The organism is Morganella sp. HMSC11D09 (genome assembly GCF_001807955.1).
GTDB classification, from domain to species: domain Bacteria; phylum Pseudomonadota; class Gammaproteobacteria; order Enterobacterales; family Enterobacteriaceae; genus Morganella; species Morganella morganii.
In genome coordinates, this window is record NZ_KV791661.1 from 131,843 (window position 1) to 153,944 (window position 22,102).

Annotated in this window: 18 protein-coding genes; 8 read left to right on the top strand and 10 right to left on the bottom strand. The window is 52.3% G+C overall.

The genetic code is table 11. The features are described from left to right. Window positions 1-38: 38 nt before the first annotated feature. Both HMPREF3119_RS03220 and fbpC read left to right on the top strand, forming a co-directional pair. Complete coding sequence (locus HMPREF3119_RS03220) at window positions 39-2,117, top strand: ABC transporter permease (RefSeq protein ID WP_032097807.1); 2,079 nt, start codon at window positions 39-41, stop codon at window positions 2,115-2,117. Window positions 2,118-2,133: 16 nt separating this feature from the next. After that, a complete protein-coding gene (gene fbpC, locus HMPREF3119_RS03225) occupies window positions 2,134-3,183 on the top strand; it encodes a ferric ABC transporter ATP-binding protein (protein ID WP_032097806.1) in 1,050 nt (349 codons plus the stop codon). A gap of 69 nt (window positions 3,184-3,252) precedes the next feature. On the opposite strand, the gene HMPREF3119_RS03230 is transcribed toward fbpC, so the two are convergent. Further along, the gene (locus tag HMPREF3119_RS03230) at window positions 3,253-4,869 is read right to left on the bottom strand and encodes an amidohydrolase family protein (protein ID WP_004238940.1); all 1,617 of its coding nucleotides are present in this window, start codon (window positions 4,867-4,869) and stop codon (window positions 3,253-3,255) included. Window positions 4,870-5,073: 204 nt separating this feature from the next. Here HMPREF3119_RS03230 and HMPREF3119_RS03235 point away from each other — a divergent pair, with 204 nt between their 5' ends. Next, window positions 5,074-5,556, top strand: coding sequence for a hypothetical protein (locus HMPREF3119_RS03235; protein ID WP_036413911.1), 483 nt, complete (start codon window positions 5,074-5,076; stop codon window positions 5,554-5,556). Here HMPREF3119_RS03235 and HMPREF3119_RS03240 read toward each other — a convergent pair whose 3' ends face one another. Together HMPREF3119_RS03240 and HMPREF3119_RS03245 are read right to left on the bottom strand one after the other, a co-directional pair. After that, window positions 5,557-6,585 carry an AbrB family transcriptional regulator gene (locus tag HMPREF3119_RS03240; protein ID WP_070578430.1) on the bottom strand — a complete coding sequence of 343 codons (1,029 nt, stop codon included), beginning with the start codon at window positions 6,583-6,585 and terminating at the stop codon, window positions 5,557-5,559. Between the two features lie 149 nt (window positions 6,586-6,734). Then, entirely contained in the window at window positions 6,735-7,385 is a 651-nt protein-coding gene (locus HMPREF3119_RS03245) for a TetR/AcrR family transcriptional regulator (RefSeq protein ID WP_062773040.1), read from the bottom strand. 219 nt (window positions 7,386-7,604) lie between these two features. On the opposite strand from HMPREF3119_RS03245, the gene HMPREF3119_RS03250 reads away from it, so the two are divergent. Both HMPREF3119_RS03250 and HMPREF3119_RS03255 read left to right on the top strand, forming a co-directional pair. Next, complete coding sequence (locus HMPREF3119_RS03250; protein ID WP_046024708.1) at window positions 7,605-8,819, top strand: Tm-1-like ATP-binding domain-containing protein; 1,215 nt, start codon at window positions 7,605-7,607, stop codon at window positions 8,817-8,819. A gap of 11 nt (window positions 8,820-8,830) precedes the next feature. Next, window positions 8,831-9,658, top strand: a complete 828-nt coding sequence (locus tag HMPREF3119_RS03255; protein ID WP_024472758.1) for a phosphoenolpyruvate hydrolase family protein — start codon at window positions 8,831-8,833, stop codon at window positions 9,656-9,658. A gap of 136 nt (window positions 9,659-9,794) precedes the next feature. On the opposite strand, the gene mtr is transcribed toward HMPREF3119_RS03255, so the two are convergent. The 4 genes from mtr to HMPREF3119_RS03275 all read right to left on the bottom strand — a co-directional run bounded on the left by mtr (window position 9,795) and on the right by HMPREF3119_RS03275 (window position 14,025). Continuing rightward, window positions 9,795-11,039: a tryptophan permease gene (mtr, locus tag HMPREF3119_RS03260; RefSeq protein ID WP_070578433.1), complete on the bottom strand. Its 1,245-nt coding sequence runs from the start codon at window positions 11,037-11,039 to the stop codon at window positions 9,795-9,797. An 81-nt stretch (window positions 11,040-11,120) separates the two neighbouring features. Then, on the bottom strand, window positions 11,121-12,518 hold the full coding sequence (gene tnaA, locus HMPREF3119_RS03265) for a tryptophanase (protein ID WP_015422483.1): 1,398 nt from the start codon (window positions 12,516-12,518) through the stop codon (window positions 11,121-11,123). Between the two features lie 134 nt (window positions 12,519-12,652). Further along, the gene (tnaC, locus tag HMPREF3119_RS19330; protein ID WP_015422482.1) at window positions 12,653-12,751 is read right to left on the bottom strand and encodes a tryptophanase leader peptide; all 99 of its coding nucleotides are present in this window, start codon (window positions 12,749-12,751) and stop codon (window positions 12,653-12,655) included. A gap of 380 nt (window positions 12,752-13,131) precedes the next feature. Beyond that, on the bottom strand, window positions 13,132-14,025 hold the full coding sequence (locus HMPREF3119_RS03275; protein WP_046024710.1) for a diaminopimelate dehydrogenase: 894 nt from the start codon (window positions 14,023-14,025) through the stop codon (window positions 13,132-13,134). Between the two features lie 199 nt (window positions 14,026-14,224). Between HMPREF3119_RS03275 and HMPREF3119_RS03280 the strand changes: the two genes are divergently transcribed. Beyond that, entirely contained in the window at window positions 14,225-15,571 is a 1,347-nt protein-coding gene (locus HMPREF3119_RS03280; RefSeq protein WP_004236027.1) for an MATE family efflux transporter, read from the top strand. A gap of 422 nt (window positions 15,572-15,993) precedes the next feature. After that, window positions 15,994-17,301 carry an L-cysteine desulfidase family protein gene (locus HMPREF3119_RS03285; RefSeq protein ID WP_070578436.1) on the top strand — a complete coding sequence of 436 codons (1,308 nt, stop codon included), beginning with the start codon at window positions 15,994-15,996 and terminating at the stop codon, window positions 17,299-17,301. Between the two features lie 112 nt (window positions 17,302-17,413). Here the strand turns inward: HMPREF3119_RS03285 and yjiA are convergent, their stop codons facing one another. Together yjiA and HMPREF3119_RS03295 are read right to left on the bottom strand one after the other, a co-directional pair. Next, on the bottom strand, window positions 17,414-18,373 hold the full coding sequence (gene yjiA / locus HMPREF3119_RS03290; protein ID WP_015422481.1) for a GTPase: 960 nt from the start codon (window positions 18,371-18,373) through the stop codon (window positions 17,414-17,416). 139 nt (window positions 18,374-18,512) lie between these two features. Then, a complete protein-coding gene (locus HMPREF3119_RS03295; protein WP_004238953.1) occupies window positions 18,513-20,663 on the bottom strand; it encodes a carbon starvation CstA family protein in 2,151 nt (716 codons plus the stop codon). 343 nt (window positions 20,664-21,006) lie between these two features. Here HMPREF3119_RS03295 and HMPREF3119_RS03300 point away from each other — a divergent pair, with 343 nt between their 5' ends. Continuing rightward, the gene (locus HMPREF3119_RS03300; protein ID WP_004236033.1) at window positions 21,007-21,522 is read left to right on the top strand and encodes a DUF3592 domain-containing protein; all 516 of its coding nucleotides are present in this window, start codon (window positions 21,007-21,009) and stop codon (window positions 21,520-21,522) included. Here the strand turns inward: HMPREF3119_RS03300 and HMPREF3119_RS03305 are convergent. Then, window positions 21,517-22,038 carry a hypothetical protein gene (locus tag HMPREF3119_RS03305; RefSeq protein ID WP_015422480.1) on the bottom strand — a complete coding sequence of 174 codons (522 nt, stop codon included), beginning with the start codon at window positions 22,036-22,038 and terminating at the stop codon, window positions 21,517-21,519. The genes HMPREF3119_RS03300 and HMPREF3119_RS03305 overlap by 6 nt on opposite strands. Window positions 22,039-22,102 lie beyond the last annotated feature (64 nt).

Below are 22,102 nucleotides of genomic sequence, written 5' to 3' on the forward strand. Positions count from 1 at the left end.
CATTCTCCTGAATGAAGACGGGCAAGGGAGATTCTTTAATGTCTGAAACCCTGACTCTGCCTTCAAAACAGGGACGGGATTCCATCTTCTTATGGCTGCTGATCGCGTGGCTGGGCTTTGCCCTGCTGCCGTCCTGGAGCCTGGATTATGGTTTAACCGACTCCACATCAGATGAAATTCTTGCCGCTTACGGCTGGCACGGGCTGAATGTCAGCTGGCTCTGGTATCTGCTGCCGTCAGTACTGTTTTTCCGCTCACTGACACCGGCTTCCCGCGACCAGCGCGGACGCCACTATACCGATATTGCGGTAGCCGTTCTGACGGCAGTGGTGGCGGTAGTCAGCGCCGTATGGGAAGGAAAAGGTCTCGGCTATTCCGCCATTGTGCTGTTTATCTCGCTCGGCATGATTATGACCCTCGCCCTCAAACGCCTGGAATGGCTGGGCGGCGACCAGTTTGTTATCGGCTCACTGATTGCGGTGGTCGGGCTGATTGCGCTGTTTATTGTATTCCCGAGTGTCGCGATTTTTATCCCGATGTTCACCGACAATAACGGGGATTTCGCGCCGTTCGCGTTTGTGTCGATTCTCACACAGTCCCATATTGTGCAGGTCATCTGGAACTCCGTGATGCTCTCACTGGCAGTCGGTGCGGGCTGTACCTTCTTCGGTCTGATTCTGGCGATTTATACCAGCCGTATCGCAAAACGCTCGGCAATTATCGGCCGAGTGTTCTCCATCCTGCCGATTGTCACCCCGCCGTTTATTGTCGGCCTGGGTGTCACCCTGATGATGGGACGTTCCGGTTATGTGACCGAATTCCTCGCCACTTATGCGGGGCTGGAAAATACCAACTGGCTGTACGGCTTTACCGGGATCTGGCTGGCCCAGGTGCTCGCCTTTACGCCGATGTCCTTTATGATCCTCGACGGTGCCATCAAAACCATTCACCCGTCGCTGGAAGAAGCGTCTTACACCCTGCGCGCCAACCGTTTCCAGACGTTCTTCAACGTCTTTATGCCGCTGCTGAAACCGGCGCTGGCTAACGCCTTCCTGATTGTGATTGTACAGTCACTGGCAGACTTCAGTAACCCGCTGGTCCTCGGCGGTAACTTTGACGTGCTTGCCACCCAGATTTACTTCTATATCACCGGCTCCCAGCTCGATTATCAGGCGGCCAGTACCCTCGGCGCCTCCCTGCTGGTCTTCTCGCTGCTGGTCTTCTGTGTGCAGTATATGTGGATCGGCAAACGTTCTTATGTCACGGTGTCCGGTAAATCTTACCGCGGTGATGTACAGCCGCTGCCTGCCGCGCTGGTTGCGTTTGTCACCACCTTCCTCACCATCTGGGTTGTCTTCAACCTGGTACTGTACGGCAGCATCTTCTACGGCAGCTTTACCGTGAACTGGGGCGTGGATTACACCTTAACCCTGGATAACTTTATCAAGCTGTTCGGTCAGGGCATGAATGACGGCGCATGGCCTTCACTGCTCGATACCCTGCTCTACGCCGGGATTGCCGCACCAATCACCGCCGTGCTCGGCCTGCTGATCGCCTACATTGTGGTGCGCCAGGAATTCCGCGGCAAAAAGACCATCGAATTTACCACGATGCTCTGCTTCGCGGTGCCGGGAACCGTGGCGGGTGTGTCTTACATCCTCGCCTTTAACGATTCTCCGTTCTATTTAACCGGGACGGCGGCAATCGTGATTATCTCCATGACGATGCGAAATGTGCCGGTCGGGATCCGTGCCGGTATCGCCGGTCTGGGGCAAATCGACAAATCCCTGGACGAGGCGTCACTCAGCCTGCGTGCCGGTTCGATGCGGACAATCTTCCACATCCTGCTGCCGCTGCTGCGTCCGGCGATTCTGTCGGCACTGATTTACAGCTTTGTCCGCGCCATCACCACGGTCAGTGCCATTGTGTTCCTCGTGACACCGGACACCCGTGTGGCAACCGCCTATATTCTGAACCGCGTGGAAGACGGCGAATACGGCGTGGCCATTGCCTATGGCTCAATCCTGATCGTCGTCATGCTGGCGATTATTTTCCTGTTCGACTTTTTGATTGGCGAAGCCCGTGTTTCACGTTCCAAAGCCAAAAATGCACAGTAATCATGGAGTAACCGACATGACACAACAAAGTTTTGTTGAATTAAAAAATGTGACTAAACGCTTTGGCACCAACACGGTCATCGACGATTTAAGTCTTTCTATTCCGGCGGGCAGCATGGTCACCCTGCTCGGCCCGTCCGGCTGCGGAAAAACCACCGTGCTGCGTCTGGTGGCGGGGCTGGAAAAACCGACCGAAGGTAAGATGTTCATTGACGGCGAAGATGTCACAGACCGTTCCATCCAGCAGCGTGATATCTGTATGGTGTTCCAGTCTTACGCACTGTTCCCGCATATGTCCCTCGGCGATAACGTCGGTTACGGGCTGAAAATGCTGGGCCGCCCGAAGGCGGAAGTGAAAGAGCGGGTGGAAGAAGCACTGGAGCTGGTGGATCTGGCGGGATTCGCGGATCGCTTTGTCGATCAGATCTCCGGTGGTCAGCAGCAGCGTGTTGCGCTGGCCCGCGCCCTGATCCTCAAACCGAAAGTGCTGTTATTTGATGAGCCGCTGAGTAACCTCGATGCCAACCTGCGCCGCAGCATGCGGGAAAAAATCCGTGAATTGCAGCAGCAGTTTAATATCACCTCTCTGTATGTGACCCATGACCAGAGCGAGGCCTTTGCGGTCTCGGATATGGTACTGGTGATGAACAAAGGGAAAATCATGCAGCTGGGATCGCCGCAGGAGCTGTATCGTCAGCCTGCCTCGAAGTTTATGGCGAGCTTTATGGGTGATGCCAATATCTTCCCGGCGACACTGACCGGTGATGCCGTTGAGATTTTCAGCTACCGCCTGCCGCGTCCGCCGCAGTTTTTCACAGAAAAAAGCAGTGTTACTGTCGGTGTCCGTCCGGAGGCCATTACCCTGAGTTTGCTGGGTGATGAGAGCCAGCGCTGCACCGTGTCTCATGTGGCCTATATGGGGCCGCAGTATGAAGTGACCGTCGACTGGCACGGCCAGTCCATGCTGCTGCAGATTAATGCCACACAATTGCAGCCGTCTGTCGGCGACAGTCTGTTCCTGCAAATCCACCCTTACGGTATGTTTATTCTGCCGGAAGAGCAGTAATTTTCCTCTGAAATACAAAACCGCTTCCTCACGGAAGCGGTTTTTTGTGTTGCTCACACTGCCGGTCAATTATTTTTTATAGCTGTAACCGGCTGAGAAATTCTCACGCGCCTGCTCCTGAGCGGCATCGAAGAAGGTTGCCACCTCTTCTGCTGTCTGTTTCGGCAGCTTTTTCGCCGCTTTCTGAATACGGCGCAGTGCTTCTGTCGCATCAGAACGGATTTTGTCGGTATTCTGCTGTGTCAGCTTACCAAAGCGTTTTTTCACATCGCCGTTGATAATCACCGTATCCACACCGGATGATGTGGTCTGCAGAACCACTGAGCCCGCCGGATAACTGGACGGTACGAAGGCTTCTTTCTGGGAAACGATAATAATATCCGCTTTTTTACCTTTGGTAATCGAGCCGATCTCTTTCTCCATCCCCATCGCTTCCGCACTGCCGTGTGTTGCCCAGGTCAGCGCATCGCGCACACTCAGGTCAATTTTGGTGGTGGTTTTGCCGGTGCGGTTTGCTTCTGCTTCGCTGTCCATACAACGCTGGAACTGAAGACCCAGACGCATCTGCGAGAACAGGTCACCGGAGCCGACACAGACAATATCGCTGCTCAGGCCGGGTTTAAAACCGTGGTCAAGACTGGCGCGGAACGGCGGACGCCCCATCCCCATCTGCATTTCAGTTTCCGGCGCGATAGAGACTTTACCGCCGGTCTCTTTCAGGATTTTCCACTCGCTGTTATCCAGCGAAGTACAGTGAATGTGGAGATGGCCGGGCTTCAGCAGATTATTGTGTTTCAGCTCATGTAACCCTTTCAGCAGAATGGATTTTTCTGCCGCACCGGTATGAGATGCCACAAAGATACCCAGGTCATTGGCCAGCTCAATCTCTTTCGCGGTATGTGCAAACGGAATGGTACCGAAATCACTCAGCAGTACCCCCATCTGATTCAGGGTTTTATTACCGGAACCATAGTATTGCTGATGAATATTTTTCATCACATCCAGGCGCTGCTGATGGCTGCGGAACCGGTTACTGCCTTTATAATCATAGGCCTGCATACCATAAGCATAGATACTGCGGATCCCGGAGGCACGCAGGGATTCAATCGCCGCCGGCGCATGATCCGGTGAGTTAACACAGTCACAGCAGTCAAGAATGGTGGTTACCCCGGCATTCAGTGCCTCAACCGATCCCACCAGTGCCGCCATGCGGATATCTTCCGGCTCCATGACTGAACCGATGCCGTAGAAAGTAGAGCCGAGGAAACCGGCCAGTGACATATCCGCGGAGATCCCGCGCAGCAGTGACATCCAGGTATGACGGTGGCTGTCGATAATCCCCGGCAGGATAATACCGCCGTCCGCATCAATCAGTTCCGCATCAACCCCGGCAAATTTGGACACCGGGCCGACATCGACGATTTTATCGCCGTCAACCAGCACCGCACCGTCTTCAATATCACCATACTGCTCATCCATAGTGATAAGATAGCCGTTATAAATCAGCTTCTTACGCTTATCTGTTTTGATATAACTTTTATTTTTATCATCTGCCCCTGTCAGCACGGCATTGCCGCCTGCTAATGCAGAATGGCTGCCGAGCGCACCGGCCGCCAGCCCCATTGTGCCGAGACCGGCATTTTTCAGGAAAGATCGTCTTGAAGGATCCTGCGCTTTTTCTGTCATTTGATTATTACTCCTCACACGGTTAACAGACACCACAAGTGTACTAATTAGTACAGTTCTTAAAGTCTAACAAGACTCATTTGTATTAACCAGTACATATTGTGTGATTTCCTGAATTGACAGATACCGGGCACAGTTTTTGTTGTGATCTTTTTTTATACTGGCAAACTTATTTTTTGCATGAATATCAGGGAAGAAACCATAATGCGCCTGTCTCATTCATTTCTCAGGGGAACCGTTGTACTGCTGCTGTGCGGGATGTTAAGCGGCTGCGGGGTGTTTTATGGTGCCATGTGCGGCGGTATGGCTATATTTACGCCGTCAGAATTGGTGACCAAAATCCCGGCACCGGATGCGGTGGCCGGTCAGCCGTATGAGCAAACGATTGAAATCCCCCGGCACACAGGAATGATCCCGTTTTATGTCAGTGAGAAACCGGACTGGATGACGGTCACACTGATGTCAAAAAATGAGGCCGGGGAATGGATACCGCTTATCACCGGTGAGGAGTGGCAGACACGGGTGATGAAAGCCGATCAGCGCCCGCTGATCGCTGCCCGTTTGCAGGGAACACCGGCGGAGCGCGGGAAAGTCAGGGTAAATATCAAAGGAATGTCTTACCGCAACATGTGCGGAAACTCAGACCCGGTCTATTCTGTGCGGCTGACAGTGAAAAAAGCGGAGTAATTACTTACTCCTCCGTTCCTGAATATACAGCACCACTGACGGCACGCTCTGAATAATCAGCATGCGGAAAATATGGTTAAGCATGACAAAACCCGCATCTATCCCCATCGCAATTGCGGCGAATGTCATGGCTTCCATGCTGCCGGGCGCCCAGGAGAGCAGCAGCATCGGGAAGGAAAAACCGGTCAGGTGAGACGCCCCGAATGCAATCAGTGCAGTCAGCACAATATTGATCAGCACCACCTGAGCGGACGTCACCATATTGCGCAGCAGTGATCTCAGCGGAAACAGAACAAAATAGCTCCCGATATACATGCCGATCAGCGTCATACTGATATCATTCAGCGGCAGCGGGAAAACAATGTAAGTACTAACCATGCTCTGCACCGCAATCGCCGTGCCCAGTGATGTCAGCATAAACGGTGCCGGGACATTGATTTTTTCCAGCGCTTTGCCGGACAGATACCCGCACACCACAATCACCAGCAGCCACAGCACGGACACCAGACTCTGCGGCGGAATATCCGCAGGCGGCGGGACAGGATGATCACTGCCGACCACCACACCCGCCAGCATAATCAGAATAATCAGGCGGATAGTATGAGAAATCACTACCTTCTGCGGCGGTGTACCGGTGTGATCCATCAGCGCCAGAATTGCCGCCATTGCCCCCGGCACCGCTCCCAGCAGAGATTCCTGAACTGACCACCCCACCCGTTTGCGGAACCAGAGAAAACTGACGGTAAACTGCACCGCCAGACACGACACCATGATGAGCATAATCAGCAGAAGATGATCAAACTGACTGAGATCGACACGGGTAAACATCAGCCCGACGGATGTTCCGAGCACCATCTGAACAAAGGTTAATGTTCCCTTAGGAATAGTGAGCGAAACATTGAAACGGTGCGCAATAATAATCAGAATGATGGGGCCGAACATCAGCGCCATCGGCACGTTCAGGTATGCCAGCAATAATCCGGCCGCAAAACAGGCCGAAATCCCTGCTGCAGTTTTGATAATATTCATATTGTTATAATGTCAGCCGGTTGCCGGAACAGAAAATCAGTCTATCACCGGAATCAATTAATTACAGGGGATATAATTATGCGCGTAACTTTCTCACCGTCAGAGGCGGAAATCAGTGTGGTGCACGGAAGATAAGAGAACAGCCGTGATTACGGCTGCTCATCCTGTTGTGCCCGGCTGTCCGCCATGGCCTGATTCAGAATCGCTTTTGCCATCCACTGGGTAATATCGATGACTTCACCGTCATTCATCTTCCAGATATCTTTCATCACCAGGAACACTTCCGAACCGTACACCAGCGAGAATGCACGGATCACTTTATCCAGTGTTTCCTGATCCACATGCGCCTTCAGCGGCTCGGTGACATTAGCCAGAATCGCCTTGCGGTGCCCTCTGACCAGTTTTTTCTCATCATTAGTCTGGGATTTGGCCGAAGCCGAGCGATCCTGCGCCCACTGCTGCAACGACACATACAATGCCGCACGCAGTGCACCTTCGTGGCGGAACATCTGCGGATAAGCGAAAGCCAGCAATTGCTCCATCCGGTCGCGGGTTTCCGGGCTGTCGGAGCGCCAAGTCAGAATCGGGCCGAGGCTCGCATCCACGGTGGCGGCGATTAAATCACTTTGTGCCGGAAAATAGCGGTAAGCCGTTGCCCGTGACACACCGGCTTCCGCTGCCAGTTCAGAGACTGACGGCATCGCGCCCTGTTCAAACAGTGCCAGCGCGGTATTAACCAGCAGATTAAATGTCCGCTTCCGTGTGCCGGAGTAAGGTGCCCCATCATCAGTACAGGCCATAACTGATTTTCCTTTAACAATTTTCTGTGAATTTTGCGCGGCTATCTTACACAACATCCCCGCCGGCAACACCCTTATGGTGTTTTTTTTATCAAAAAACTGATTTAAAGATAGACAAATTGAGATGCATGTCTCAAAATCAGCCAAACAAAATGATACTACAGTCTCATTCTGGTTATGATGCGTTATCAGACATCCGATATCCCTTTGAGGTTAACCATGAACAGCAATAAAGGCGCTGTCTATATCGCCACAACGCTCGATACCAAAAGTGATGAGATTTTTTATGTCAGTGAGCTGATCCAGCGCACCGGCCTGGCTGTAAAGACTGTGGATTTAACCACAAAACCCGGTCAGCTGACCCGGGAAGCGGATGTCTGCGCCCGCGACGTCGCCGCTTGTCACCCTGACGGCGAAAGCGCGGTTTTCTGCGGCGACCGCGGCCGTGCTATCGCGGCAATGGCTGTCGCCTTTGAACGTTTCCTTGCAAAACAAAATGATATTGCAGCACTTCTCGGTTTGGGCGGATCCGGTGGAACGGCACTGATTACACCAGCAATGCAATCCCTGCCTGTCGGCATCCCTAAACTCATGGTTTCCACCATGGCCTCCGGTGATATTTCCGGCTATATCGGCGCAAGCGATATTGCCATGCTCTACTCTGTCACTGATGTCTCCGGCCTGAACCGAATTTCACGTAAAGTTCTCCGTAATGCGGCTAACCAGATTGCCGGGGCGGTTTACTTCTGTCAGGAAGAGCAGGTTACTGATAAACCCGCCATTGCCCTGACTATGTTCGGCGTCACCACACCGTGTATCCAGCAAATCAGCAAAGAACTGGAAGCGGATTACGATTGTCTGGTCTTTCATGCGACCGGCAGCGGCGGTAAAGCGATGGAGAAACTGGCGGATGACCATCTGTTCGACAGTATCCTTGACCTGACCACCACGGAAGTGTGTGACTATCTTTTCGGCGGCGTTCTGGCCTGTGATGAAGACCGTTTCGGCGCCATTGCCCGTTCGCAGACGCCGTATATCGGCTCCTGCGGCGCACTGGATATGGTCAATTTCGGCCGCCCGTCCACCGTACCGGAAAAATACGCCGATCGTCAGTTCTATCACCACAACGCCCAGGTCACCCTGATGCGTACCACCCCGGAAGAAAATGCACAGATGGGGCGCTGGATTGCGGAAAAACTCAACCAGTGTCACGGCGATGTCATTTTTATCATTCCGGAAGGCGGTTTCTCCGCCCTGGATGCTGAAGGTATGCCTTTCTGGTCGCCGGATGCAGACCGCGCCTTTATTGAGGCGTTCGAAACTCATTATAAACAAACAGAAAAACGTATTTTACGCAAATGCCCGTATCACATTAATGACCCGGAATTTACCCGTTTTGTCATTGATCAACACCAGCAATTACGGGCGAAATAAGGAGACACAAGATGCCACTTTCCCGTGACGCATTACTGAAAAAATTCAATGACATGATTTCACGCGGCGAGCCGATTATCGGCGGCGGTGCCGGTACCGGTCTGTCAGCAAAATGTGAGGAAGCCGGCGGTATCGATCTCATCGTTATCTATAACTCCGGCCGTTACCGCATGGCAGGACGCGGCTCACTGGCCGGTCTGCTGGCTTACGGTAATGCCAACGAAATCGTCATGGATATGGCAAAAGAAGTGCTGCCGGTCGTGAAACATACGCCGGTTCTGGCGGGTGTCAACGGCACGGATCCGTTCTGTCAGTTTGATAAATTCCTGGACGATATCAAAGCCACCGGGTTTTCCGGCGTGCAGAACTTCCCGACAGTCGGCCTGATCGACGGTAAATTCCGCGCCAATCTGGAAGAAACCGGCATGGGTTATGCGCTGGAAGTGGAGATGATCCGCAAGGCACATGAAAAAGATCTGCTGACCACACCGTATGTCTTCAGTCGTGAAGATGCCATTGCCATGACCGAAGCCGGTGCGGATATTCTTGTGCCGCATATGGGTCTGACCACCGGCGGTAATATCGGGGCGGAAACCGCCACCACGCTGGATGACTGTGTTGAGATGATCAATGACTGGGCGAAAGCGGCCAAAGCTGTCCGTCCGGATATTATTGTATTGTGTCACGGCGGCCCTATCGCGACCCCGGAAGATGCACAATACATTTTAGATCGCTGCCCGGACTGCCACGGTTTTTACGGTGCCAGTTCCATGGAGCGTTTACCGACAGAAGTGGCATTAAAAGCCACCACAGAAGCGTTTAAAAATATAACAAGATAATTAAATTATTTATTTTTTAAGTCAACACCGGGTGCCTGCAATATATATTGCAGGCATTTTTTATATCAAAAATCCGCCCTCATGAGTCAGCGGACAGGATCATTAATCTCAACAATCCTGCCGCTTACGTAATGGCTTACCGGTAAACCGGCAACAGGCTGAAACTCGACAAAATATGTACCACCGCGTTCAGTACCCCGAAGCCCAGGATCAGCCAGATCATGGGCTCACCGCCCCAGACCCGGAACTGCGGGCTGCCGAAGCGTTTACGGGATGCACGGGCCAGCAGTGCCGGGACAATAGCCGCCCAGACCGTCGCCGCCAGACCGGCAAAACCGATGGCGTAAATAAAACCGTTCGGATAGATCAATCCGCCCAGCATCGGCGGGATAAAGGGGACCCCGGCGGTTTTCAGGCGGCCAATTTTGCTGTCATCAAATTTGAACAGATCCGCCAGATAATCAAACAGCCCCAGCGTCACCCCGAGGAACGAACTGGCCACCGCAAAGTTCGAGAACACAATCAGCAGCAGCTCCAGTCCCCGGCTGTGCAGTACACCACTCAGCGCCTGAACCAGCACATCAATATTACCGCCCTTCTCCGCAATCGGAATAAAGTCCGGACGCGGAATATTCCCCATCGTGCCGAGCATCCAGATGATATAGAGCACCAGCGCCATCAGTGTGCCGATTGTCAGACAGCGGCGGATCTTACCGGGCTCTTTGCCGTAATATTTCATCAGGCTCGGCACATTACCGTGGAACCCGAAAGAGGCCAGGCAAAACGGCAGGGTAAACAACACATAAGGCAGATAAGAAGCATCCGGCTGTGCCACGTTCAGTAATACCGCCGGTTTCACATTCCACAGCAGACCGCCGAATGTCATAAAGAATGTCAGGATTTTGGCACCGAGCACAATCGTCGTCATCCGGCTGACCGCTTTGGTGCTCAGCCAGACAATAAAGGCAACCGCCAGGGCAAACAGAAATCCGCCCAGCCGTGCAGGAAGAGTGATCCCCGCCTGTGCAAAGGTGTGGCTCAGCACCGATCCGCTGGCGGAAATATAGGCATAAGTCAGAATATACAGGACGAACGCAATGGTCAGGCCGTTAATAATATTCCAGCCGTTTCCCAGCAAATCGCGGGTGATCGTGTCGAAACTGGAACCAATCCGGTAATTCAGGTTGGCTTCGAGGATCATTAATCCCGAGTGCAGCATACAAAACCAGGTGAATACCAGTGCTGCAATCGACCAGAAAAACCATGCACCGGACATTACCACCGGCAGGGAAAACATCCCCGCACCAATGATAGTTCCGCCGATAATCATTGCTCCGCCGAATACGGACGGCGAAACAGAGGACGCAGGAACAGTAGCCATAAGAGTACCTCTGGTGGCTTAGTATTACCATTATGTTTGAAATCAGGAGGATGCAGCGCATCCTCCTGTAAGACGACAGGGTTACATGACAGGTTTCAGGCGAGCGACAAAGTGACGCAGAACCGGTGGTTCATAGGTGAATGTCAGCCCTTTGATATCCGCCGCTTTCTCTTTCAGCCGGATAAAGGCATCCGCGATATAATCCATATGGTCATTGGTATAGACACGGCGCGGAATTGTCAGGCGCAGCAGTTCCATCGGTGACGGCTTCTGAATACCGGTTTCCGGGTCACGCCCCAGCAGCAGAGAACCAATTTCCACCCCGCGGATGCCGGATTCCAGGAACAGCTCATTGTTCAGGGCATGCGCCGGGAACTGATCGCCCGGGATATGCGGCAGCATTTTCTTCGCATCGACAAAGACCGCGTGGCCGCCGACCGGATACTGGATCGGGATCCCCGCTTCGCGCAGGCGCTCTCCCAGATATTCCACCTGGGTGATACGGTAGCGGAGATAATCCTCATCCATCCCCTCTTCCAGCCCGATAGCCAGCGCCTCCATATCACGTCCGGCGAGACCACCGTAGGTGACAAAGCCTTCCATCGGCACACAGCGGGTGCGCACTTCGTTAAACAGATCTTCGTCATCACGGAAACAGCACAGACCACCGATATTCACCAGTGAGTCCTTTTTCGCCGACATTGTCAGCATATCGCCGTATTTATACATCTCTTTGACGATCTCTTTCACCGACTTATCCGCATAGCCTTTTTCGCGCTGTTTGATAAACCAGGCGTTTTCACAGAAACGGGCGGAATCAATCACCACCGGAATATCATGCTTTTTGGCAATGTCATACACGGCTTTCATATTTGCCAGTGATATCGGCTGACCGCCGGAGCTGTTACAGGTCACGGTGGTGACAATTGCGGCCACATTTTTTGCGCCGTGCTCTGCGATTGCCGCATTGAGCAGATCTAAATCGAAATCCCCTTTCCAGTCATAATAGGTTGTTGTATCAAAGGCTTTCGGTGTGACCACATTGATCGCTTTCGCGCCGTTTAACTCCACATGGGCGGCAGTGGTATCAAAGTGGAAGTTGGAGATAAAGACCGGTTTATCCGCCCCGGCTTTGCGGCGGCGGGCGATCAGTGACGGGAACAGAATTTGCTCGGCACCGCGTCCCTGGTGTGTCGGGATAGTGAACGGGTAGCCAATCAGTTTTTTCACCTGATCACAGAGATGATAATAGTTACGGGAACCGGCATACGCCTCATCCCCCATCATCAGCCCGGCCCACTGGCGGTCACTCATGGCACCGGTACCGGAATCGGTCAGCAGGTCAATAAAGACCACATCGCCCGGTAATAAAAACGGGTTATATCCGGCTTCTTTCAGGGCAACTTCCCGCTCATTACGGGTTGTCATACGGATATTTTCAACCATTTTAATACGGAACGGTTCTGGAATACGTTTCATTATTTTATTCTCCGGTTTCGGGCTGCCGGATATATTTATCCGCTGCATTTTTCTGAAAAGAAAATACAGGAATGCAGCCACGTTATATCAGCGTGTTTTTAATTAGTTCTCGTGGTAAATACGCAAACGGAGAATCACTCAGGGAAGAAGTTGGAAATGCGGTGATCAATATTAAACCATGCCTGCACAAAGCAGACACCGGCAAGACGACTTGGGATGGATAAGAAATTCATACACAAAGCCCTCTGGGTGGATAAGTAATGCACAAAATTACATTGAATAATCCTTTTGTCTATGATGAACATCTCAATTATTATACTTTGATATATTAAATAATCATGATGATTTCATAAAAAAATCAAAATACATTAAGCACAGCTAATCAATTGCTTCGGTAATTAATTACGCGTTCTTTTTTTATCTTCAGCCGGCACGGAGAAAAATAAGAATAACATCAGAAAGCGTCCGGTTTGTTTACCCTTTTTTGTATTCACAGAAAAAATAAACAACAATAACATTACGTATATAACAGTTAATTTAATTATCGGTTTTGCAGGCAATAAAAAAGAGGTTCTCACCTCTTTTTTATTGCTGTTTTGTGACTGAAATATCACTACACCAGTTTGCTGATCCAGCTGTTGATATCCCCGGCCAGGAAGTTTACCGGCGGGATTTCGATCACACTGTATGCGCCCGGCTGCTGACGGCAGGCAGCCCGTGCCGAAGACACCATAAACTGGGAGGTCAGTGCCGGGTTATTGATGCGCATGCTGTATTCAAACAACTGGTTATGGGTTTTACCCGACACGCCTTTGTGCGTCATGGAAACACCGTGTCCCACATCTTTCAGGGCATCCACGCTGTCCACCTGACGGACGTGCGTCTCATCAGAGGCAAAATAGCTGTCGGCTTTCAGCGCGGCGGTCACGGTATCAATATCATGCCCCGGCTCCAGCTCAACATAGACCATGCGGCGGTGAACACCGGTACCCAGCGGGATTGTCATGGAAAGTGCATCCTTCACACCGGGAATCGCTTTGGCGGCAACACTGTGCCCCATGCTCATCCCCGGCCCGAAGTTGGTGTACGTCAGCCCTTTCGGCGCCATTGCCTGCATCAGCGTGCGGATAATGGAATCCGAACCCGGATCCCAGCCTGCGGAGATGATTGCCGTACACTCACCGGCGCGGGCAATCGGGTCAAGGTGCTCTTTCAGCGCGACAATTTCACTGTGAACATCAAAACTGTCCACGGTATTAATTCCCAGTGCGAGGATCTCTGAAGCAACCGCACGGATGGCGCGGGTCGGCGAGCACAGCAGTGCCACATCCACCTTGCCCAGTTCACGGATATCCGCCACCACCGGATACACGGAATCTGTATCAGCGGCAGACGGGTTGCGGCGCACAATCCCTGCAATCTCAAAATCAGCGGCAGCTTCCAGCGCCTCAATCGCATACTGTCCGATATTGCCGTAACCAACGACGGCGGCTCGTATTTTTTTCACGGAATTCTCTCTGTCATCATTGATTAGTCTGATAAGGAAATCATACTTATTTATGAAAGGAAACATTGATTTCTTAATTAGTTATGAAAAAAATGTTTTATTTTTCACCTTTCGCTATTCTCAGTAATATTATCCTGGTAGAATCCGGCTCCCTGTATCCGTCCCGGAACAAAAATCACACTCTTTACAGAAGGTCGTCATGCATCAGTCTGATGTGACAGAGCGCGGGCTCTTTTCCTTAAGCTGGCCGATTTTTATCGACCTGTTATTACACTTTTCCACCTTCCTGATTAATACCTGGATGGTCAGCCATGTGTCGTCAAAATATCTGGCGGCAATGGCGGTCGGCAACCAGGCGTTTGACCTGTTTATCACTATTTTCAATTTCATCAGTGTCGGGTGCAGTGTGGTGATCGCCCAGTATATCGGAGCGGGCAGACGGGATAAGGCCAGTCAGGCTATTCATATTTCCATCGCGTTTAACCTGCTGCTGGGATTATTGTCCGCCGGGTTTACCATTATTTTCGGCTATAAAATTCTGGAACTGATGAATACGCCGGAACATCTGATGGAAGATGCCTTTAATTATCTGCATATTCTGGGGATCTGTTTAATTCCGGAAGCAGTGACCATCATCCTGGCGGCCTGTCTGCGGGTTTACGGCAGAGCCAAACCGGCGATGTATGTCACGCTGATCGCCAACGTGGTGACTGTCGTCGGTAACTGCATTGTGCTGTACGGTCTGTTCGGGCTGCCACAGTACGGGCTGGTCGGTGTCGCCTGGTCCACGGTGGCCGGACGTCTGATCGCGGTGGCGCTGCTGTGCGGCCTGCTCTTTTACGGCCTGCGGATTAAATTCGTGCCGCGCATGCTGTTTCACTGGTCCAGAAATATGCTGAAGCAGATCCTGCATGTCGGTCTGCCGTCTGCCGGGGAAAACCTGGTCTGGATGCTGCATTATATGGTCGCTATCGCCTTTATCGGGCTGATGGGCGAGACCGCACTGGCCGCTCAGACCATCTACTTCCAGCTATCACTGTTTATTATGCTGTTCGGGATAACCATCAGTATCGGGAATGAGATTCTGGTCGGGCATCTGGTCGGGGCAAAACGTTTTGAGGATGCCTATCAGCGCGGCATGAAAAGCCTGAAAACCGGCTTTTTCAGCACCATCCCGATTGTCTTTCTGTTCTGGCTGTTCCGCGACCACCTCGCTTACGGGCTGAGTGATGACCAGGCGGTGATAAAACTGCTGCTGCCGCTGTTCCTGCTGTCAGTCTTCCTCGAGCCGGGCCGGACCCTGAATATTGTGATGGTGAACGCCCTGCGTGCCGCCGGTGACGCCCGCTTCCCGCTCTGTACCGCCCTGTTCTTTATGTGGTGTGTGGCACTGCCGGTCGGCTATGTGCTGGGGATCAAACTGGAAATGGGAATACTGGGGATCTGGATTGGTTTTCTGTGTGATGAGTGGCTGCGCGGGCTCGTCAATACCTGGCGCTGGCGCTCGAAAAAATGGCAGTCAAAACGGCTGGATATTGAGGGCTGATCCTCCGGCAAAATTCCTGCTGCGGCTGCGCAGCGGGAATTACCTGGTAAACCAGCGGATAACACCACAACAAAGCAAATAAAAGAAAAAATACAGAGTTATACTCTGATAAACAGCCATTAACGCAGTTTTTCGTGACTACTGTCACGGGGTCTCATCACACTTTTTTATTTATGCATAACATAATGCATACAAATCATATTCAATACTATATTTAAATCAAATAGTTAGATAAGTATTTTTATCTCTTTCCATAGCCGGACAATTTCTTGCTTTTTTCCCCCCTATCCGCCCTATTTTTTATTTCCGGGAGAAAGTTTTTCTCCGGATTCTGCAAATACCCCTGAATTGTGAAAGGATTTTTCTGCTTCCCTTTCGGTACACTGAGCCGCATAACGGATTCGCGTATTTAAGGCTGAAAAATGGCAACACATCACACCCCTGCTCAATGGAACAATTTTGTCGCGGCACTGCGTCAGTCAGTCAAACCGGCGACAGGCTGCACCGAGCCGATTTCTCTGGCACTGGCCGCCGCAAAAGCAGCGGCCTGCCTCAGCGCTGCACCGACTCAAATCCGCTGCTATGTTTCCCCGAACCTGATGAAAAACGGCCTCGGCGTGACCGTTCCGGGAACAGGCATGACCGGCCTGCCGGTCGCTGCGGCACTCGGCGCTATCGGCGGACAGCCGGATGCCGGTCTGAATGTCCTGTGCGGGGTGACTGCGGACGATATCGCCGCCGGGAAAACCTTTCTCGCCTCCGGCGCGGTGTCTGTGGAAATCAAAGAACCGTGCAGCCACGTGCTTTACTCTGAAGCCACCGTATACAGCGGCGACGATCAGGCCACCGTCACTATCTGCGGCGATCATACCCATGTAACGGAAATCAGCCATAACGGCACGATTATTTATCAGGATGATGCGATCACGCATCAGGGCGGCAGCGATAATCCGTTCGCGGATGCCTGCGCCCGTGATATTTATGATTTCGCCACTCAGGCACCGGTTTCGATGATCAATTTTATGCGTCAGGCCGCTGATCTGAATGATGCCCTGGCCCGCGAAGGCATGTCCAACCCGTACGGGTTACAAATCGGCCGTTCGCTGGAGAAACAGCGTGAGCGCGGATTGCTGTCAAAAGATCTGCTGTCCGACATTATGATCCGCACCTCGTCAGCCTCGGATGCCCGTATGGGCGGCGCGCAGCTGCCTGCCATGAGCAACTCCGGTTCCGGTAACCAGGGGATCGCCGCTACCCAGCCGGTGGTGGTGGTCGCGGAATATTTACAGGCGGATGAAGAGCAGCTTATCCGTGCCCTGACATTGTCCCACCTGATGGCGATTTATATTCACAGCCAGTTCCCGCCGCTTTCGGCGCTGTGTGCAGCCACGACCGCCTCAATGGGGGCCGCAGCCGGTATCGCATGGTTATTTGAAGGGAAATATGAGCCGGTGGCGATGGCTATCAGCAGCATGATCGGGGATATCACCGGTATTATCTGTGACGGTGCCTCCAACAGCTGCGCGATGAAAGTCTCCAGCGGTGTCAGTGCAGCCTATAAAGCGGTGCTGATGGCGATGAATCAGCAGTGTGTCGGCGGTAACGACGGCATCGTCTGTACCGATGTGGATAAATCCATTGCTAACCTCTGTGCGCTGGCCAGCCTGTCTATGCAGCACACCGACGTGCAGATTATTGAAATCATGGCAAACAAGGCAAAATCAGCCTGATTTTTCCGGGTTTGGCTTTTTAAGGAAGCCCCCTTTCCTTTACCGGCCGCACCGGCCGGTTTTTTCATGCTTTATTTTTACAACGACCTGAGCGGGTGAATACCCGCTGTTATCATGCCGTCAGCGTGGCAAATGCATTGCGGATTTCCTGCTCCGGCAGTTGCATGCCGATAAAAATCAGCACACTCTGTTTTACATCATCCTCACGCCATTCGCGGTCAAAATCCGCACTGTAAAGACGCTGAACGCCCTGGAATAACAGGCGGCGCGGCTCATCTTTAATCCAGAGTAACCCTTTGTAACGCAGCATATTATCAGCATAGCTGAGCAACAACGTTTCCATGGCGCGGGAAATGGCGCTGATTTCCACCGGTTTATCCATGGTGATCACCAGAGACTGAATGTCATTCTGCTGTTTCGGCGCAAAGCGGAACAGCGGTTTGCTGATTTCCACATTGTCATCCAGCATAAAACCGCCGACATTAAACAGCAGGTTCATGTCGATATCACCGTTAATCACCTTATACACCGGCGCTTTGGCATTAATCCGCTGCAAACGGGCAAGCAGCGCCTCATTATCCGGCTCGACGTCCGTTTTGGTCAGCAGAATGCGATCCGCGTAGCCAATCTGTGCCTGGGCGATAGTGAACTGATCCAGCTGCTGCTGTGCATGCACCGCATCCACCAGCGTGATAATGCCGTCCAGCACATAGCGTTCACACAGTTTTTCATTGGAGAAGAAGGTCTGTGTAATCGGGCCGGGATCAGCCATACCGGTGCATTCAATCACCAGGCGGTCAAAATCGATTTTGCCGCTGTCCAGGTTTTCACACAGGTCGAGCAGCGCATCTTCCAGCTCACTCGAGCGGCTGCAGCAGATACACCCGTTGCTCAGGGTTTTTATCTGCGTGGCGCGGTCACCGATAATTTCATCATCGATAGGCACCTCGCCGAATTCATTTTCAATCACAGCAATTTTCTGCCCGTGCTCCTCGTGGAGAATATGGCGCAGCAGTGTGGTTTTACCGGCACCCAGGAAACCGGTCAGGATAGTCACGGAGATAGGTTGCATAATCGGGTCCTTCTTACAGACAGACAGCGGAACAAAGGCTGTCAGAGTAACAAATAACTCGGATAATAAAAAATATCCCCCGTACAATGTGACTGACATCATACGGGGGATGAGACTTCAGCGTTACTGCATGCTGTTATCAGTGTGAGGAGGAGACTTTAATTCCCTCTTCCGGAACCGGGATATACGGAGTTTCGTTATCAGTACGTTCCGGGTTTTTGCTCGCTTTCATCGCAGTACGGATGCCGTAGAAGATGATGCTGTACACAACAACCAGGAAGATAATGCTCAGACCGGCGTTGGTGTAGTTGTTCACCACGATGTGCTGCATATTGGCGACCTGCTCAGGCGTTAACGCCACGCCTTCCGCAATGCGGCGTTTGTACTCATTCGCCAGCCAGAAGAAGCCTTCCAGTTGCGGGTTGTCACTGAACAGTTTCAGACCCAGCGCCCATGTGGTACAAATCAGCAGCCATACCGCAGGGATAGTGGTTACCCAGATATATTTGCTGCGCTTCATCTTAATCAGAACAACGGTGGACAGAACCAGGGCAACAGCCGCCAGCATCTGGTTGGAGATACCGAACAGCGGCCACAGGCTCTTAACGCCGCCCAGCGGATCGACCACGCCCTGATACAGCAGATAACCCCACAGACCCACGCAACCGGCAGTACCGATCACCCCGGCAATGAAGGAGTCAGTTTTCTTCAGGAACGGAACGAAGTTACCCAGCAGATCCTGGAGCATAAAGCGGCCGGAACGGGTACCCGCATCCAGTGCAGTCAGGATAAACAGTGCTTCAAACAGGATCCCGAAGTGATACCAGAAGCCCATATCCGCTGCAGGAATGATTTTGTGGAACACATGCGCGATACCTACCGCCAGTGTCGGTGCACCACCCGCACGGTTCAGAACAGACGGCTCACCGATATCTTTGGCGGTCTGTAAAATTTGCTCCGGCGAAATCACAAAGCCCCAGGAACTGACCGTCGCGGCCGCCTGAGCGGTCACATCTTTCAGCTGTGCCATGATCATCGGTGCATCTGCGGTACCGAGGTTATGCAGATCCGGCATCGTGATACCCAGCGCCGCTGGCGGGGTGTTCATCGCAAAATAGAGACCCGGTTCGATAATGGAGGCTGCAACCAGCGCCATAATCGCCACAAAGGATTCCATCAGCATAGCGCCGTAACCGATATAACGGGCATCGGTTTCACAGGCCAGCAGTTTCGGTGTGGTACCGGAAGCAATCAGGGCGTGGAAGCCGGAAACCGCACCACAGGCAATAGTAATAAACAGGAACGGGAACAGAGCACCTTTCCAGACCGGACCGGTTCCGTCAACGAACTGTGTCATTGCCGGCATTTTCAGATCCGGGTTGAGGATAACGATACCCACAGCCAGACCGACGATAACACCGATTTTCAGGAAGGTTGCCAGATAGTCACGCGGAGCCAGAATCAGCCACACCGGCAGCAGAGCGGAAACAAACGCATAGCCGATCAGGGCATAAGTGATAGTGGTATCTTTAAAGGTCAGCGCAGGGCCCCAGTACGGGTCGTGTGCAATCACACCACCGAACCAGATAGCCGCCACCAGCAGCACAATACCGATGACAGACACTTCACCGACACGTCCCGGCCGGAGATAGCGCATGTAGATCCCCATAAACAGGGCAATCGGCACAGTGGATACGACGGTGAACACACCCCACGGACTTTCTGCCAGCGCTTTCACCACAATCAGTGCCAGCACGGCGAGGATGATGATCATAATCAGGAAGCAGCCGAAGAGCGCGATAGTGCCCGGCACGGTTCCCATCTCTTCTTTAACAATCTCACCCAGAGATGCACCATTACGGCGCGAGGAGATAAACAGCACCATAAAGTCCTGTACCGCCCCCGCCAGCACCACACCGGCCAGCAGCCAGAGTGTGCCCGGCAGATACCCCATCTGCGCGGCAAGTACCGGTCCGACTAACGGACCCGCACCGGCGATCGCGGCAAAGTGGTGGCCGAACAGAACGTTACGGTTAGTCGGAACATAGTTCAGACCATCATTATTAATCACCGCCGGTGTTGACCGGGTCGGATCCAGTTTCATAACCTTTGTTGCGATATACAGGCTGTAGTAGCGGTACGCCACCAGATAGACTGATACCGATGCAACAATGATCCATAATGCACTGACATGCTCGCCGCGGCGTAATGCGACAACGCCGAGACAGAAAGCACCTATAATCCCCAGGATAAACCAGGGAATGTGCTTAAATAAGCGATTAGAGTTCATAACGCACCTTAAATGTGACTGTGATAATCAAAATGATCCGTATCCGTACGGAAAAAGTGTTTCAGCCGAATAAAATAGAAACTTCCTGCAAGTGTGTTTTATGATAGAAAAATCAAGGCGGGAAACGGGGATTATCCCGTAAGCGGTTGTATAGCAGATTAAGCGGTCACTTTTTACAGCCGGGCGGTTTTATCCGCCTCCCGGGACGGTAAAATTTGTGATCGGGTTAACGTTATGTTTTTTAAATTTTTTCGTGCTTTTTGTTAATTTTTTATGAAAGCGTGCTTTTATCCGCTTTTCTCCGTGATTTATGACCTGAAACCGACAGAAGACAGTAACCGATATGACTAAAAAACCCGGCACACCTCCCGGCAACTTCCGTGCTTATGCTGATAAGCAGACACAACGCAATATGCTGTTTCAGCGGGTTCTCCGCCTGCTGACCTTCAGTGTGGTTTTCCTCGCCGGATTTATGATTTATCAGACCTGGCAGACACAACAGAATGATGTCTATGCTGACGGGCAGATAACCGGTTATCTGCGGACAGAAATGCGCGATACCCGTTCGGGACAGCAACTGGTCGGCTGGCCGGTGGTGAAATTCGTGACAGCGGATAATAAAATCGTGACCTTTACCTCAACAGATCAGTTGCTGTGCCAGTCACAGTGTGAAAACGGTCCGGTGGGTGTTTATTATCAGAAGGATAATCCGGGCAAAGCACAGATAGCGGACTTCGGTGCCCGCTATGGTGAAATGATTGTCTGGGGAGTGGTCGCCTTTATTCTGCTGGTGACCTATATTCTGCACAGCTGGCGCCTGCGGATTCTGGCCCGCCGCCGTTACGGTGCAGCATCATAAACGGCTGTCCGGCGGTGGTGTCCGGCCGAATCCGGTGATAAGGCCGTAAGGTGAAATACGGAACCAGTGACCGCCGGTCCACCAGGAGTGCTCGCCGTCGGTTTCCTCTTCACACCCCACGCCAACCTCGGCGGTACCGCTGACAAAGCCGTACGTGCAGTCATAAATGGCGGGGATCACCACCCGCCCGGTGACGCTGTCCGCATAACCGATTTTATTGCCGGAGCGGATACGGTAACGCCCGTCTTCCGGTTCGTCCGGCGCACTGTCGAAATAGTACGGCTGATACGGTTCCTGCAGATTACGGTCAACGAAATGGCTGCCGAAGGTATCTTTATCCCGGTACAGACAGAGCTCAAAGGGATTATCCGGCCTGAAGCAGTTATCCGCCACTGACGGTTCATCCGCGCGGGCCCGCACCCATTCACGGGCTTTTTCTGCCTGCACATCCGTACCGGCAAATGCGGTCAGCGGCAGCAACATTACAAATACGATTCCCGGTATTCTGCATCTCATCGGTTATTCCTCTGCCTGACCACGGTCTGTGATGCCTTCCTCTTTATATATACGGGAAGGCCAT

Excerpts from the sequence above, each read along its gene's own strand:
- HMPREF3119_RS03220 (WP_032097807.1), top strand. The coding sequence starts at position 39 with ATGTCTGAAACCCTGACTCTGCCTTCAAAACAGGGACGGGATTCCATC.
- fbpC (WP_032097806.1), top strand. The coding sequence starts at position 2,134 with ATGACACAACAAAGTTTTGTTGAATTAAAAAATGTGACTAAACGCTTT.
- HMPREF3119_RS03230 (WP_004238940.1), bottom strand. The coding sequence starts at position 4,869 with ATGACAGAAAAAGCGCAGGATCCTTCAAGACGATCTTTCCTGAAAAAT.
- HMPREF3119_RS03235 (WP_036413911.1), top strand. The coding sequence starts at position 5,074 with ATGCGCCTGTCTCATTCATTTCTCAGGGGAACCGTTGTACTGCTGCTG.
- HMPREF3119_RS03240 (WP_070578430.1), bottom strand. The coding sequence starts at position 6,585 with ATGAATATTATCAAAACTGCAGCAGGGATTTCGGCCTGTTTTGCGGCC.
- HMPREF3119_RS03245 (WP_062773040.1), bottom strand. The coding sequence starts at position 7,385 with ATGGCCTGTACTGATGATGGGGCACCTTACTCCGGCACACGGAAGCGG.
- HMPREF3119_RS03250 (WP_046024708.1), top strand. The coding sequence starts at position 7,605 with ATGAACAGCAATAAAGGCGCTGTCTATATCGCCACAACGCTCGATACC.
- HMPREF3119_RS03255 (WP_024472758.1), top strand. The coding sequence starts at position 8,831 with ATGCCACTTTCCCGTGACGCATTACTGAAAAAATTCAATGACATGATT.
- mtr (WP_070578433.1), bottom strand. The coding sequence starts at position 11,039 with ATGGCTACTGTTCCTGCGTCCTCTGTTTCGCCGTCCGTATTCGGCGGA.
- tnaA (WP_015422483.1), bottom strand. The coding sequence starts at position 12,518 with ATGAAACGTATTCCAGAACCGTTCCGTATTAAAATGGTTGAAAATATC.
- tnaC (WP_015422482.1), bottom strand. The coding sequence starts at position 12,751 with ATGAATTTCTTATCCATCCCAAGTCGTCTTGCCGGTGTCTGCTTTGTG.
- HMPREF3119_RS03280 (WP_004236027.1), top strand. The coding sequence starts at position 14,225 with ATGCATCAGTCTGATGTGACAGAGCGCGGGCTCTTTTCCTTAAGCTGG.
- HMPREF3119_RS03285 (WP_070578436.1), top strand. The coding sequence starts at position 15,994 with ATGGCAACACATCACACCCCTGCTCAATGGAACAATTTTGTCGCGGCA.
- yjiA (WP_015422481.1), bottom strand. The coding sequence starts at position 18,373 with ATGCAACCTATCTCCGTGACTATCCTGACCGGTTTCCTGGGTGCCGGT.
- HMPREF3119_RS03295 (WP_004238953.1), bottom strand. The coding sequence starts at position 20,663 with ATGAACTCTAATCGCTTATTTAAGCACATTCCCTGGTTTATCCTGGGG.
- HMPREF3119_RS03300 (WP_004236033.1), top strand. The coding sequence starts at position 21,007 with ATGACTAAAAAACCCGGCACACCTCCCGGCAACTTCCGTGCTTATGCT.
- HMPREF3119_RS03305 (WP_015422480.1), bottom strand. The coding sequence starts at position 22,038 with ATGAGATGCAGAATACCGGGAATCGTATTTGTAATGTTGCTGCCGCTG.